At 69.4% G+C, this 14,718-nt stretch carries 9 protein-coding genes; all 9 read right to left on the bottom strand.

Annotated features, from left to right (window positions below; translation table 11 throughout):
* Positions 1–7: 7 nt before the first annotated feature.
* The 9 genes from D9753_RS08530 to D9753_RS08485 all read right to left on the bottom strand — a co-directional run bounded on the left by D9753_RS08530 (position 8) and on the right by D9753_RS08485 (position 14,531).
* Complete coding sequence (locus D9753_RS08530; RefSeq protein ID WP_205614090.1) at positions 8–1,264, bottom strand: beta-ketoacyl synthase N-terminal-like domain-containing protein; 1,257 nt, start codon at positions 1,262–1,264, stop codon at positions 8–10.
* Positions 1,261–2,526: a beta-ketoacyl-[acyl-carrier-protein] synthase family protein gene (locus D9753_RS08525; protein ID WP_121786455.1), complete on the bottom strand. Its 1,266-nt coding sequence runs from the start codon at positions 2,524–2,526 to the stop codon at positions 1,261–1,263. The genes D9753_RS08530 and D9753_RS08525 overlap by 4 nt, the downstream gene beginning before the upstream one ends.
* A gap of 256 nt (positions 2,527–2,782) precedes the next feature.
* Entirely contained in the window at positions 2,783–3,511 is a 729-nt protein-coding gene (locus D9753_RS08520) for an ABC transporter permease (protein WP_121790973.1), read from the bottom strand.
* Between the two features lie 74 nt (positions 3,512–3,585).
* The gene (locus D9753_RS08515; protein WP_121786454.1) at positions 3,586–4,563 is read right to left on the bottom strand and encodes an ATP-binding cassette domain-containing protein; all 978 of its coding nucleotides are present in this window, start codon (positions 4,561–4,563) and stop codon (positions 3,586–3,588) included.
* Positions 4,564–4,696: 133 nt separating this feature from the next.
* Positions 4,697–5,347 carry a PadR family transcriptional regulator gene (locus tag D9753_RS08510; protein WP_121786453.1) on the bottom strand — a complete coding sequence of 217 codons (651 nt, stop codon included), beginning with the start codon at positions 5,345–5,347 and terminating at the stop codon, positions 4,697–4,699.
* Between the two features lie 1,075 nt (positions 5,348–6,422).
* The gene (locus tag D9753_RS08500) at positions 6,423–9,536 is read right to left on the bottom strand and encodes a type I restriction endonuclease subunit R (protein ID WP_121786452.1); all 3,114 of its coding nucleotides are present in this window, start codon (positions 9,534–9,536) and stop codon (positions 6,423–6,425) included.
* Positions 9,533–10,765 (bottom strand): restriction endonuclease subunit S, encoded by a 1,233-nt coding sequence (locus D9753_RS08495; RefSeq protein ID WP_121786451.1) that lies wholly within the window; start codon positions 10,763–10,765, stop codon positions 9,533–9,535. The genes D9753_RS08500 and D9753_RS08495 overlap by 4 nt, the downstream gene beginning before the upstream one ends.
* Complete coding sequence (locus D9753_RS08490) at positions 10,758–12,353, bottom strand: type I restriction-modification system subunit M (RefSeq protein WP_205614089.1); 1,596 nt, start codon at positions 12,351–12,353, stop codon at positions 10,758–10,760. Before D9753_RS08490 ends, D9753_RS08495 begins: the two co-directional genes overlap by 8 nt.
* Positions 12,354–12,383: 30 nt before the next feature.
* A complete protein-coding gene (locus tag D9753_RS08485; RefSeq protein ID WP_121786450.1) occupies positions 12,384–14,531 on the bottom strand; it encodes a DNA methyltransferase family protein in 2,148 nt (715 codons plus the stop codon).
* Positions 14,532–14,718 lie beyond the last annotated feature (187 nt).

Here is a 14,718-nt window from a genome sequence, read left to right as displayed (position 1 = left end):
GAGCCGGTCAGTCGGCGCGGCGGACCACGGCCGCCGCGTTGAAGCCGCCCCGGCCGCGGGCCAGGACCAGGGCGTGGCGCAGGCGGACACCGCGGCGCGGGGCGCCGGTCACCAGGTCGACGGGACAGTCCCCGGCCGGGCGCTCCGTGCCCGTGGTCGGCGGGATCACCTGCTCGCGCAGGGCGAACAGGGCTGCGGCCAGGTCCAGCGAGGCACCTCCCGCCAGCAGTCGGCCCGTCATGGACTTGGGCGCGGTGACCGGCACCCCGAAGCGGCCGAACAGGTCGGCGATCGCCGCGGCCTCCGCCCGGTCGGCGGCACGGTCGCCCGCCGCGTCCGCGAAGACCACGTCGACGTCTGCCGGTCCCACGCCCGCGTCGGCCAGGGCGAGCCGGGCCGCGTCGGCCAGGCGCGGGGAGCCGTCGGCGTCGAAGGTCGCCGCACACCCCGAGACCGATCCGTAGATTTGGGCACCACGCTGCCGGGCCACCTCGGCTTCCTCCAGCACGAACAGCGCCCCGCCCTCGCCCACCACATGGCCGCGGGCCCTGGCGTCGAACGGCAGGAACGCCAGCGCCGGGTCGTCGGCGGTGCTCAGACCGCCGCCCGCCAGATGGGCCGCCCATCCCCAGGGGCACAGCGCCGAGTCGACGCCCCCGGTGATCACGAGCCGGGTGCCCCGGCGGATCTGCCGCCGGGCCTGCGCGACCGCGTCGAGCCCCCCCGCCTGCTCGGAGACGACGGCGCCGCTCGCGCCCCGCAGGCCGTGCCGGATGGAGATCTGGCCGGTGTTGACGGCGTAGAACCAGGCGAAGGACTGGTAAGCGCTGACATGACGGCCGCCCCGGCTCCACAGCGCCTGCAGCTCGCGCTGCCCGAACTCGAATCCGCCCGCGGAACTGGCGGTGACCACTCCGGCGGTGTAGTCGGGCAGTTCGGCCGGGTCCACCCCGGCGTCGTCGAGGGCCTCCCGGGCGACGGCCAGGGACAGCCGGGTCACCCGGTCGGTCTGCGGCAGCAGCCGGCTGGACACGTGGTCGGCCGCGACGAAGCCGGGCACCTCGCCGGCCAGCCGCACCGGATAGCCCGAGGCGTCGAACAGGGTGACGGGGCCGATGCCGTTCTCCCCGCGCAGCACGGCCGCCCACCAGGCAGCCGCGCCCAGGCCGTTGGGCGCGGCGACGCCGATTCCGGTCACGACGGGGGTCCCCGGGCGAGCGGCGGAGGGCCGGGTCGGCGCGGACACCGGCGAGGCCGTCGTCACGCCGCCTCCGCGAGCCGGGGGCGGGTCAGCACGATGGCGCTCTGGAAGCCGCCGAAGCCGCTGCCGACGCTGAGCACGGTGTCGGTGCGCCGCTCGCGGGCCGTGATCGGGGTGTAGTCCAGGTCGCACTCCGGATCGGGGTCGTGCAGATTGGCCGTCGGCGGAACGGTGTTGTGGGTGATGGCGAGGGCACTGGCGGCGACCTCCAGCGAGCCGATCGCGCCCAGCGAGTGGCCGATCATCGACTTGATGGAGCTGACCGGGACGTCGTGGGCGTGGCTGCCGAGACTGCGCTTGAAGGCGGCCGTCTCGTGCCGGTCGTTCTGCCGGGTTCCCGAGCCGTGCGCGTTGACGTAGTCGACGGCGGTCGGGTCGAGCCGTGCCTCGGCGAGTGCCGCCCGGATCGCCTCGGCCATCTCGCGGCCGTCGGCCCGCAGTCCGGTCATGTGGTACGCGTTGCTGCGGCTGGCGAAGCCGGAGATCTCGGCGTACATCGGCGCGCCCCGGCGGCGCGCGCGTTCGAACTCCTCCAGCACCAGGACCGCCGAACCCTCGCCCAGCACGAAGCCGTTGCGGGTCCGGTCGAAGGGCCGCGAGGCGGTCGTCGGGTCGTCGTTGCGCGGGCTGGTCGCCTTGATGGCGTCGAAGCAGGCGACCGTGATGGGGGAGATCGGCGCGTCGGTGGCACCCGCCAGCATGACGTCGGCGCTGCCCTCGCGGATCAGCTCGGCGGCGTACCCGATCGCGTCCAGGCCGGAGGTGCAGCCGTTGGACACCAGGGACACCGGGCCCTGGGCGCCGGCGGTCCGGGCCACTTCGGCCGCCAGCGAGCTGGGCACGAAGTAGTCGAAGAGGTGGGCCACGGCCCGGGTGTGGTCCACGGTCCAGTCCCGTCCGTGGTCGCTGACGACCGCGTACTCGGTGTCCAGGCCGGTGGTGCAGCCGACCGCGCTGCCGAGGCTCACCCCGGTGCGCAGGGGGTTCGGCGTCTCGTCGACTCCGCTGTCCGCGAGGGCCTCGCGGGCGGCGACGAGGGCGAACTGGGCGGCCCGGTCGAGCCGTTCGGCCTCAGCGGGGCCGAATCCGTGCTCGGCCGGGTCGAAGTCGGCCTCGGCGGCGATACGGGAGCGGAACGGTGCCGCGTCGAACAGGGTGATGTCCCGGGTCGCCGTACGGCCCGCCGTGAGCACCTCCCAGAACGACTTGACGCCCACACCGCCCGGGGCGACCACCCCCATGCCGGTAATCACGACCCGTTTCATCGGATTCCTCACAGTCCTGAGCCTCGGTTGCGTCCTCGGACACCGAGCCTCACCCACGAGGCTGGAGCCTCACTCGATTCCCGTCCGCCGATGGCAGGAGCGCCGCGGACCCGGCCGTGGACACGACGGTGGCCGCGTCCGCTGACGGGGGGCAGGGACGCGGCCACCGGCGGTCACCGCCGGGGCCGGCGCGGGGCCGGTCCCGGGCGGGATCCAGGGGTGGAGCGGGCCGTCGGCCGGTGCGGCCGACGGGGGGTCAGTAGCTGAGCCGGGCGAACCGGCGCAGGGCCAGCGGGAAGAAGACGGCGAACAGCCCCACCGGCCAGAGCACGGCCGCCAGGACGTGCCCGGACGCGCCGCCGACGCTGCCGAACAGGTCCCGTACCGCCGTCGCGGTCTGGGACATGGGGTTCCACTGCACCACCGTGCCCAGCCAGTCCGGCATGGACGCGGGGGTCGCGATGGCGTTGGACAGGAATCCCACCGGCCAGACCAGGATCTGCACGGCCTGCACCAGTTCCGGTTTCCCAGCCACCAGGGCCAGGTGGATGCCGATCCACAGCATCGCGAACCGGAACAGCAGCAGGAGGCCCACGGCGCCGAGGAACCCGGCCGCCGTCGTGTGCGCCCGCCAGCCGATGGCGTACCCGACGCCGATCATCACGGCGAGGCTCACCGCGGACTGCAGCATGTCCGCCGCCGAACGGCCCACCAGCACCGCGCCGTTGGCCATCGGCATGGACCGGAACCGGTCGATCACGCCCTTGTTGACGTCCTGGGTGACCGCGATCACCGTGCTCTCCAGGCCGAAGGCCATGGTCAGCGCGAGGATGCCGGGCACCAGGTAGTCGATGTAGTCGCCGCCGACGTCCCGGCCGCCGCCGATCAGATAGCCGAACATCAGCAGGATCATCACGGGGAAGACCACGCCGACGGCCACCTGTATCGGCTGCCGTTCCCAGTGGGCGAGTTCCCGCCGGGTCATGGTCCAGGAGTCGCTCAGCGCGAAGGCGAGACCACCGCCGCTCTGGCGCACCGCGTTCGTCGTGCCCACCGCGCTCACACCGCCTCCCTGGTCCGGGTCTCGTCCGACGCCGGGGCCTCCTCGGAGCGCCCCGTCAGCCGCAGGAACACCTCGTCCAGGGTGGGCCTGCGCACAGCGATGTCCTCCGCCTCGATGCCCGCCGACGCCAGCACCCGCACCACTTGGGTGAGCGCGCTCATCCGGTCGGTCACGGGCGCGCTGAACCGCCGGCGGTCGGCGTCCACCGTGACGTCGGCGGCGGCGAACGGCATCAGGGCCACCGCGGCGGCCAACTGGGACGCGTCGCGCAGGACGACGTCGATGCGGTCGCCGCCGGTACGCGCCTTCAGCTCGTCGGCGGTGCCGTCGGCGATGACCCGCCCCTGGTCGACCACCGAGATCTGGTCGGCGAGCTGGTCGGCCTCCTCCAGGTACTGGGTGGTCAGCAGCACCGTGGTGCCGCCGCCGACCAGCGAGCGCACCGACGCCCAGACCTCGGCCCGACTGCGCGGGTCGAGCCCGGTGGTCGGCTCGTCGAGGAAGAGCACCTCCGGCTCCGTGATCAGCGACGCGGCGAGGTCGAGCCGCCGCCGCATGCCGCCGCTGTACCGCTTGACCTGCTTGGCACCGGTGTCCGTGAGGCCGAACCGTTCCAGCAGCTCGTCGGCGCGGGCGCGGGCCCGCCGGGCGCCGAGGTGGTAGAGCCGGCCGAACATCTCCAGGTTCTGCCGGCCGCCCAGCTCCTCGTCGAGCGCCGCGTGCTGGCCGAGCAGTCCGATGTGGGCCCGCACCCGGTCGGCCTGCGTCACCACGTCGTACCCGGCGACCGCCACCCGGCCCGAGTCCGGCCGCAGCAGCGTGGTCAGGACGCGGACCGTCGTCGTCTTGCCCGCGCCGTTCGGGCCGAGGAGGGCGTGCACGGTGCCGCGTCCCACCCGAAGGTCCAGCCCGTCCAGAGCGGCCTTCTCCCCGTATCGCTTTCGTACGCCCTCGACGTCGATCGCGTCGGCCATGCGTCTCCTCCGCTCATGTAGTCAATCTTGACTACTGCTCGCCGGGACACATTAATGCCCGCTCGGTCGATTAGTCAAACTTGACTACACGGGGGTGTGCCGGTGCCCCGCCCGCCGGCCGGGCGGGGCTGCCTCAGCGCTCGTCTCCCGGATGCCGCTCCCCGGTCGCGTACGGGTTGCGCTCGCCCTCCGCGAGCACCACGTGCATCCCCGAGAACGGCTCGCCCTCACCCGCGAAGGTGTACGCCCCGCCCTCCAGGCGCCGGATCAGCCCCTCGGTCCACGCGGCGCCCGCGTCGGCCGCGTGGAGCCACAGGTGCATGATCTCGCCGATGTGCCCGAGCCGGTCCGGGCCGCCCTCCGGCGTGTAGTACCCGGTAACCGACGCGCGCCACTCCCGGATGGCCCGCGATCGCTCCCGCAGCAGGCCCAGCACCTCCGCGCGCTCCAGGTCGACGATGAAGCCGAGCGCCGCGGCGAGCACGTCCGACTTCTGGTCGTACGCGGTCAGCGACTCGCGCAGCAGCCGGAAGTACTCCTCCGTGCCCTTCGCCGTCATCTCGTACTCGGTCCGGGGAGGGCCGCCGGCCGTGGACGGGGCGGTCTCGTGCGCGTGCAGGAGTCCCTGTTTCGCCATCTGCTTCAGGGCGTGGTAGATCGACCCCGGCTTGGCGTTGGACCACTCGTGGGCACCCCAGTACTCCAGGTCGTTGCGCACCTGATAGCCGTGGGCCCGCCCATGCCGGCGCACCGCGCCCAGTACGAGAAGACGGATGGCTGACATGTGCTCAAGATTACGGGCTTGTGCGGCGGCTGGGCCGGGGCGGTGCTGGAACGTCGCGCCGTGGCGTCGGTCGGATGGCACTCGGCGCCCCGTACCTGGCGGACCGGGGGACTCACCGCAAGGCATCGGGGCGGGCCAGGCCCACGAACACGGTCTTGGTCGGCCACCTGTGCGCGGGCGCGTCGATGCGGAAGACGGGAGTGGTCCGGTAGTAGATGCCGGCGTGCGCGACCTGGAGGCAGCCGTCGTACTGGTCGGGTACAGCGAGACGGGGCGAGGGGGCTGCGGTCCTACACCGGAGCAGCCGGCGGTCCGCCCCCGGCGGTCCGCCGTACGGCCGTATTCCTCAGCCGGCGTGACGCTCATGTGACGCTCTCGGCACCTGGCAGCCCGCTGACGGAACCGAAAAACATGCTGTGACCTGCGCGTTCTTCCGCCTCGGCACATCATGACATGTTTCCATGACCTCGCACGTGGAGTGTGTGGCAATTCTTGAGCCCGCAGTAAAGGGCCGCTGACCTGCTGATTCTCTGATTCCCCAGGTTGCGGGCGGATTGTGCCGACATGTTTCCGTAGGTTCACCGCGTGGAGCATGCTGTAGGTTCCCGCCACGCGTCTCACCTGCGGTTTCGCAGCAGGTGTGAGTCGAAGAACGCTCGGCCTCAACTCCGTAAGGGACGGGTTCGGGAAATGTTCTTGACGCTCGTTTGACGCTGTTTCTGACGGGGCGTGAGGTGGTCTTCCTGGATCAGATAGCGCGGGTCAACCGATGTGTCGGGCTTTTGTGGAACCTTCCGTTTTCACCAACCTGCGGGGCCTCGATGACGGTGACGCGTCTGCCGTACCGAGGGCGGGCGTCACCGGTACCGACTGACCCGACTCATGGACTGGTTCCTGCTCCGGCACGGAGACGAGGAGCGAACCGTCTTCGCCGTCGAGTCTGAGGATATCGGCCTGCATGCGCTGCACCCGGTTTTCGAACCACACTTGCCTGCGGCACGAGGTCCACCGTGTTCGCCGTCCGGTGTCAAGGTTGTCATCGCCGCGTAGTGTGGACTGTTGCTTGTCAAAGCCGTCAGTCCTTGAATTCCTCTCGCGTCCACTCTCGGGCGAAATACTCCAGCTGCTTGGTGATGAGCTCGACCGCGTCCAAGACCTCGGCGGGTGGGTATCCGTGCCGGGCGAGCAGCCGTTTGATGGTGCTGCGCAGTCTGGCGCGGACCGGTTCGTGGGAGACCCAGTCCGGTGTCAGTTGCCGACGCACAGCCGTCACCAGCGCGCGGGCGATGTCGGCAAGCGCTGCGTCACCGATGAGGTCGCGGGCCTTGCCGTGGTCGGCGATCGCGTCGTAGAAGGCGAGTTCGTCCTGGCTCAGCGGCGGGTCGAACCGCTCACCGCGGTGGGTGTCCGAGGCTATCTCGTGCACCATCTCTGTCAGCTCGGCGATGATCTCCCCGCTGGTGAGCCGCTGCCGTTCGTATTCGCTCGTCAGGTCCCGCAACCGTGCCGACAGGACGCCGCGCCGTACGACATTGTGCTGGGTGACTTCGTGTACGGACCGCTCGGCCAGCCGCCGCATGGCCTCGGTGGCCAAGTGCGGGGTTTCGGACGCCTGGAGTCCTGTGGCGGGCGCCTCCGGTCCGGTGGTCTGCGCCAGCTGGTGCACCATGTGCGCCATATCTTGGGATTCATCCGGGCCGATTGCCTCGCGGTCTGCGGCGTCGAATCTGGCCATCCAGGCACGGACCTGCGTCATGAACTTCAGGTCGGATCGCCAGTCCGGAGCATCTGGAAACCGTTCCGCGATCTTGGTGCTGGCGAAGGTCAGTGCATGGAAGCGCTCCAGGCGATAGGCGTGCTCGCGATAGCGCCGCCCGAGATTGCGGGCCGGGTCGGCAGTGTCGTTTCCGGGAGTGCGGGGGTCGCGCAGATGATTCAAGGTCTTTAGTACGGCTTCCAGGTGTGACCGGGGACCTGGTCTTGCGAGCAGCGCGCGCCAGTCGATGTCCGCGAGGATGCCGCACAAGGCGTCGTACTCCTTGCGCAGCTCATCCAGTGCCGTGTCGATGTCCGCGGCCGCGTATCGGACGGCCTGGCCGGTGTCGGAGCGTTCGGCAAGCATCTGCCGGAGGTTGTCGGCAAGAGGCACGTAGCCGACGAGGAGACCGTCCGGCTTGCCGCGGAAGCGACGGTTGACCCGAACCATGGCCTGCATCAGCAGGTTGCCCTTGAGGGAGCGGTCCAGATACATGGTGTGGACCGGCGGCGCGTCGAAGCCGGTGAGCAGCATGCTGTGCACGATGAGCAGTTCGAGCTCGTCGTCAGGATCCTGGGCCCGTCTGACTACCGTCGAGCGCTCCGCTGGAGTCAGAGCATGGGAACGCAGCCGATCCGGATCCATGCCCAAGCCCGAGAAGACGATCTTCATCGTGCCGTGGTCAACCGCCTGATGGGCCCACCCGGGCCGTAGTTCCCGGATGGCCTCGAACATCCGCACGCACATCTCGCGTGTGGCACAGACGACCATGGCCTTGCCGGGTGTGCCGATGAACGGCGTCATGTGCGCGCGACGTTGCTCCCAGTGCTCCACCAGGTCGGAGGCTAGGGCGTGGACCCGAGCCGGGCTGCCGTGTGTGGTGTTCAGATCGGCGACGGTCCGCTCGGTGCGACGGCGTCCGGATCCTGCAGTCAGTCCGGACTCCTCGTCGAACTCTGGAAGATCCGGCCAGGATTCCCCGGCGAGTTCGAGGGTCCGGTCCTCGTAGTGGACGGGGACCGTTACCCCATCGCAGGTGGCCCGCTCGAGGTCATAGGTGTCGATGGAGCGTCCGAACACCTGGCGGATCATCCGGTCGGCTGACGAGAGCGGTACGGAGGTGAAGGCGAGCAGGGTTGCATTCGGCAGGGCCCCGCGGAGATGGCGGGCGTGCAGGGAACGGTGCGATCGGTGGGCTTCGTCGACGATGACGACGATGTTCCGCCGTTCGGACAGCGTGGGGTGTCCGGACCCTGACGTGTGCTCACGTGAGGTGAGGCCGAATTTCTGCAAGGTGGTGAAGACGGTGCCGCCGGCACGCATGTCGGACAGCAGCCCACGCAATTCCTCACGGGAGTCCGCGTGGTACAGGGGCTCCAGCGGAGGCCCGTGCTCCTGGAAAGTCGCGAACAGTTGGTGGTCGCGCTCGGTATTGTCCGTGACAACGACGAGCGTAGGCCAGTTCAGTGCCGGGTCGCGAGCGATGGCGCCGGAAGTCAACACCATGGTCCAGGACTTGCCGCTTCCGGCGGCGTGCGCCACGACACCTGCCCGCCCGTCGGTGCGGAAGGCGTCGACCACGCTTCGTGCGGCCTTGGTTGCTGCGAAATACTGGTGCGGTCTGGCGATGCGCTTCCCGGTGGACGTGAAGTCGATGAACCCATCGACGAAGCGCAGCAGTCGGGTCCGGTCGAACAGGCCACGCAGGGCCAGCTGTTCTGCTGTCGCGTCTCCCTCACCGGCTTGGTCCGGCCGTACCGGCCGGCCCGACTCGTCTACGTTCCAGGCAGCATATTGCTCGTACGGAGTGAAGGGCGTCCCGTATACGGCTTCTGTCCCAGATGAGAGCAGAGTGACGGCGTTGTAGCGGAAAGCGGCGGGGAAGTCCTCCGCACACCGCTGCATCGTGCGGTGCGCCCCTCGCAGCGCCCCGTCCCCGTTCTGGGCCCGCTTCGTCTCGATCACGGCCACCGGCAGCCCGTTGACGTAGAGGACGAGATCCAAGCGGCGACGCTGCCCGTCCCCGCCGGCGAGTGCGGTGTCGGTCGACACGATGTACCTGTTGGCGTCCGCGTTCCTCAGATCGATCAGTCGGATCGGGGGGTTGTGCCGTGCGCCGAACTCGTCCGTGTAGACGACGGATCGAATCCCATGGGTCATATACGCGTGCGTCTGCCTGTTTTCGGTGTACGCGTCCTGGGATACAGGACCGGCCGCGACGGACACGGCTTGGCTCACCGCCTCCGGAGGCAGGCCAGGGTTGAGGCGGGTGATCGCCTCGCGGAGCTGGTTGTGGAGGATCAGACCGTCCCAGTCACGGCGGTGGCCGGACCCGGGCGCGAGCCGGTTTCCGGGACACGCCTCCCAGCCGAGCCGCGTCAGCTCGGTCACCGTGAGCTGCGCCAACTCGGCCTCGATGGGCAGGCTGGTCACGTAGCGTCCTCCACGACTGCTTCGGCGTCTCTTACGCGCAGGCGGCCCGTCATCAGCTGGGGAAGAAGGCTGTCGCGGAGCTCGGCCAGGGTGGCCGACTCAGCCTGTCCGTGGTCGGCCCGGTTCTCCAGCGCCTCGAGCGTAGCCCGTAGCGCGGGTCGGTGGGCGTCGGCGGGCAGGAGGAGCTCCAGGGCTGCCAGGTGGGTCTCCCGAAGTCCGGTCTGCCGGGGCGTCCCCTCGGCCATGGCCTCGATGCGGGGCTGTGCACGCAGCATCGCGAACCCCGCGCAAAGCGGGTCGGTCAGTTCAGGCGCGAAGCGGACCGTCAGCAGACGGGCGCCCGGCACCGCATTCGCGTCCGCGGTCCAGCGGGCGACACGGCCGAGTGTGCCGGCGCCGTACGAGGTGACCAGCACGTCGTGGCGCTGCAGTATTCTGGCGGCGTCCACCTCCTCCCTGAGCGCCCGGCGCGCGGACTCGGTGATCACCCGGCCTTCTCGGACGCACTCCTGGTCGAGCAAGATCACCCCATCAGGGGCGTCCGTGTACCGGTGTGTGACGCCCCGGTGCAGCGCACTCGTGACGGACCCCACGGCGACCCGGACAGCGTCTGCCGACTCGACGGCCCGGTCGTAATGTGCCAGTGCCAGCTCGCGGGTGGCGGCCAGGATGCGGCTGTTTGCGGCGATCTTGTCGTCCAACGCGCCGAGAACGGCGACCACCCCCTCCTGCTCGGCCATCGGAGGGTGCGGGACCGGAAGGGTGCGGATCGACGTCAGGGGAGCGGCCATGCCCGACCCGCCCACAGCCGACGTGTGGGTCAGAAGCGAACGCCGTCCCGCCTCCGACCGGAACCAGTAGTGGTAGAACTCGGGCAGTGCTCTCGCCGGATCCAGCCGGGACCGCAGCTGGGACGAATCGATGACGTACCGGCTGTATCCCAGCCTGCGAGGTACCACGGACACCTGGCCGATGGCACCCCGGTGGGTGAACACGACGTCTCCCGGGAAGACGTTCGCCGACAGCACCTCGTCCGCCTTCTCCTCCGTGATGTAGACGAATTCACCGTCGAGAATTCCCCGTGCCAGATTCGTCCCGCGGATGATGGGTACTCCGTCCCGAACGTAATCTTCCTTCGTGATCCGTGATCCGAACGGGCCCATGGCGAAGGCCGAACGGTCTTCGGGCGCGGCCAGCGACTGGTACTCGACGAACTTCCAGTCAGCCATCGACCCTCCGCAACTGCGCCCGCACCGCCTCCGTCAGGTCGTCCGCCAAGCCGAAGAGCCCATCGAGCTCCTTCGTCAGGCGCCCGATGCGTTCGGCAGCCGACTCGACACCGACCTCGGCGATGTACCGGTTCGGCGACAGCACATGGCCTTCGCGCCGGACGTCCGCCACATCCGCAGAGAAACAGAATCCGGCAACGTTCTTGTACCGCTTGCCCCCGGCCGAGGCCGTGCCCCGCCATGCGCGATACGTGCCGACGATCTTCGCGAGGTCCCCGTCGGAGAGGATGCGCTCTCCTCGGCCCGCTGTCTCGCCCATGGCCCCGGCGTCGATGAACAGTATGCGGCCACGCCGGTCTTCCAGGTTCTTGGTTCCCCGGGAGGACTTGTCCTTGTCCAGGAGCCACAGATATACGGGAACGCCGGTGCCGCGGAAAAGGAGCGGCGGTAGTGCGACCATGCAGGCCACCAGATCTTCCTCGACCAACGCCCGGCGGATCTCGTCTTCGCGGCCCCGGCCGCGAGTGACCGAGGCACCAGCCAGAACGACACCGGCGGTGCCCTTGTCTCCGAGCTTGGCGATGATGTGCTGCAACCATGCGAAGTTCGCGTTGGCTTGCGGCGGCACACCGAACCGCCAACGCGGGTCCTCCGGGTTTCGTGGCCATTCCTTGAGGTTGAAGGGGGGAATGGACAGGACGAAGTCGGCTTCCAGACCGGGGTACCGGTCCTCGCCGAGGGAATCCCCCCACGCCAGGTCGCCTTCGACACCGTGCAGCGCGAGGTTCATCCTCGCCAGCCGCCACGTGCGTTCATCCCGCTCTTGGCCGTGCAACGCCAAGCCGTATGTGTGTGCCGTGGTCTCGCGTCCGGCAGCGAAATTTCCTGCCCGGACGAGCAGCCCGGCCGTGCCGCAGACCGGGTCGTAGATCCGGCCCGCGTACGGCTCCAACATCTCCACCAGCAGCCGGGCCACGCTCCCCGGGGGGTGGAAGTCACCGCCTCGTTTCCCTTCCGCCCGGGAGAACCTGTCGAGGAAGTCCGCGTACACCGCGCTCAGGACGTCCCGTGCCGGCCTGCCTCCGGGGCCCGTGAACCGCGCGTCGTCCATGAGGGCGACCAGCTCGGCGAGACGACGCCAGCCGATGTCTTCCTGACCGTAGATTTTTGGCAGGACACCGGCGAGCGGTGGGTTCTCTCGCATGACGGCGTCGATCGCGTCATCGAGGTACCGGCCGATGTCCTCGCTCCCCGTGCGGGCAGCGATGGCGTTCCAGCGGGCGGACTCCGGCACCCAGCAGGCGCCGTAGCCGATGTACTCGTCCTTGTCCTCCAGGAAGACGGCCCGTTGTGCCGCGTTCATGCCTTCCTCGGCGAGCTCCTCGTCGAGCTTGGCGCGGCGCTCGTCGAAGGCGTCGGATAGGTACTTCAGAAAGACCAGGCCGAGGAGGAACTCCTTGTACCGGGCAATGTCCATCGAGCCACGCAGCTTGTCCGCGGCTGTCCACAAGACGTGCTGGATCTCACCGGAGCCCGGTACGCCGGACAGCTCGGTTCGGACGTCGGCTCGGTTCATCCGCGACAGCATGGCAGCGGTTCCTCTTCCTTGAGCGGCGGATCACTGGTCGGCATGCAGGGTAAGGGTGCCGTCGGCCATCCCGGCGGTGGCGAGGCTCCCCAGCTCGTCGAGAGCCCCGATCTGCTGCCGCAGTACCGATGACCGCCGTTCGATGTCCTCGAGCAGGGCATCGAGACGATCGGCTTCCACCGGACCGACATCGGGAAATTCCAGCTCTTCGAGCGTAAGCGCGGAGTGTACGGAGCCCCGGGTGCGCCGGTACTCCGCGGCTGCCATGGACAGGAACGCGGCCAGAACCCGGGGCCGCACAGGGCGCGCGGCCTCCGACCGGACCCTCAGCACGCGGGCGGGATAGGCGACGACGGAGAAGCCGCCCGCGTCGATGTACGCGCCGAACTCTGGCTGAGCCGTGATCACAAGATCACCGGGTTCGGTAAAGGCGACGTGCCGGTATGCCGTCATCAGCAGGGCACGGTCGATGCGGTGGGTGCCGACCGGTTTCCTGCCAAGGACCTCGGCGGGGGTCAGGACGTTGTGGTCACCGCGGTCCAGCAGGTACTCGGTGGCGATCCTGTGCCCCGGGAGCATACGCACGCGACGCTCCTTGCGCAGCCGCGCGATGGTGGTGGACGGTGGGGTGCTGCTCTCCGGGCGGAGTGAGGCATGGGCCGTCAGTTGGCCACCCGCACCGGACTCGCGATGGGCCCGCTCGCCGAGCTCCTTCAGCCGAAGTTCCAGATCGGCCATGCGAAGGACCCTGTCCCGAGCCCCCGTAGTAGCGCGCGTCCGGGCCGTGAGCGCGGCACCGGCACGGCTGTTGAGCCTCTCGACGGACACGATCACGCCGTGGTGGAGCGCGGGGAGATCGTCCTTGCCCCAGCCACCGGCTCGCCACCGTCGGATGTCCTCGGTGATCCCGGTGAGAGTCCGCTCGGTCATCTCTTGGCCCGACAAGTCGGCGAGGAGGACTCGGCCCCGCTTCTCCTGCTCCGATGTACGAGCCAGCACCCAGAGCGCGGTGCGGTACCCCGGCCGGTACGGCATGATCCCACCAGGCAGAGCGACCACGGCCTTCAATAGGCCGTTGGTCAGAAAATCCCTGCGGAAGCGGTCGGCCCAGTCGTGGGGACGCAACGGCTCCGTCAAGGCGTCGGCGGGACCGAGTACGACGGCTGTGCACCTCTCGGCAAGGAGATCGGTCAGGGCCTCGATCCGCTCCAGCGTTTTCTCTGGCAGCCGTTCCTCGCGGGGCAGGTAGGGGAGGACGGAGGCGACGACGTTCGGTCCGTCGACCGCGTCGGGGACACTCTCGCCTTCCTGCACGTCAAGGGCCTGTCCCAGGACGCCGCGGACCAGCATCCGACGTCGTACGAGGCGTACCAGTGAGCGGTTCGTGTCGGAGGCAACGAATCTTGGCGTGATATCGGGCCCGGCCGCGGAGTGCAGGGCGACGAGGAGGTCTCCGCCGCGGGCACCCGGGTTGGCGACGACCGGGTCGGTCGTGCCATCGATCCCCGTGAGCCGCGCGATGCACTCGGTCATCCCGGGGGTAAGGGTGTCTGCGGTCAAATCGTGCAACCCCAGCCTGTGGCGCACGCCGAGCAGCCATTCGAAGGCATCCGCTGCAGGCCCGTGACGAACCGCCAGCATGCCACCGTGGCGTCGGCCTGTGTTCGCGGCGGCCGCCACCAGTTCGTCGGCGAGCCGGGACAGCGGCGGTCCCCAAGGGCCGGCGTTGGTCAACTCGCTGATCAGACAGGTGTCGTCCTCGTCCAGCATTCCAGCCCGCTCCACGATCGACTCCCAAGTGGTGTCTTCCCCCGAAAGCAGTGGTACGCCCTCGTGGTGGCGCAGGCACATGAGCGCAGTCAGTACGTCCAGCAGCTGCCGACCGGGAATGCGCGAGGTCCAGGCTGAGAGGCTGTGCAGTGCCAGCTCCGTGCCCAGGTCGTTCTCGTCGGCATTGCCGTGGCCCGTCGTCAGAAGCCAATCGACGATCTCTCGGCCGTCGAAGAAGGTACGGCCGCCGTCCCGGGCGATGGGTTCCGGGAAGTCGCCGTGGCGGCGGCGCCAGTTGGCAGGCACGGCTCGCTCCACCCGGGCGAGAGCCGCGATCTCCGTTGACGAGATGCGCCATGTCGTCTCCCCGGACGGGCCGAGAGCATGGGTTTCGTGCGTGCTGGGCATTTCGGTCCCCCTCTTCGCCCGACTACGGTGCTGCGGCACCGGCGCCGTTCGCACTCTACGACCGACCTGGAAGTGCCAATGCAGGAAAGCCTGATAGCAGGTGCTATCAGGCAGTCAGATTCTGGACGTGGACTTCGCCTGTCAATGTCGATGTCCGTCACCCGACCGGCACGTCCGCGGTCCTGAG

The organism is Streptomyces dangxiongensis, from assembly GCF_003675325.1.
Classification (GTDB): Bacteria; Actinomycetota; Actinomycetes; order Streptomycetales; family Streptomycetaceae; genus Streptomyces; species Streptomyces dangxiongensis.
The sequence above is the reverse complement of the archived record's forward strand: the minus strand, read 5'-3'. Positions and strand labels throughout refer to the sequence as shown.

Bases quoted from the DNA above. Each gene is read 5' to 3' on its own strand.
- D9753_RS08525 (WP_121786455.1), bottom strand. From the start codon at position 2,526: ATGAAACGGGTCGTGATTACCGGCATGGGGGTGGTCGCCCCGGGCGGT.
- D9753_RS08520 (WP_121790973.1), bottom strand. From the start codon at position 3,511: ATGACCCGGCGGGAACTCGCCCACTGGGAACGGCAGCCGATACAGGTG.
- D9753_RS08490 (WP_205614089.1), bottom strand. From the start codon at position 12,353: ATGCTGTCGCGGATGAACCGAGCCGACGTCCGAACCGAGCTGTCCGGC.
- D9753_RS08495 (WP_121786451.1), bottom strand. From the start codon at position 10,765: ATGGCTGACTGGAAGTTCGTCGAGTACCAGTCGCTGGCCGCGCCCGAA.
- D9753_RS08510 (WP_121786453.1), bottom strand. From the start codon at position 5,347: ATGTCAGCCATCCGTCTTCTCGTACTGGGCGCGGTGCGCCGGCATGGG.
- D9753_RS08485 (WP_121786450.1), bottom strand. From the start codon at position 14,531: ATGCCCAGCACGCACGAAACCCATGCTCTCGGCCCGTCCGGGGAGACG.
- D9753_RS08515 (WP_121786454.1), bottom strand. From the start codon at position 4,563: ATGGCCGACGCGATCGACGTCGAGGGCGTACGAAAGCGATACGGGGAG.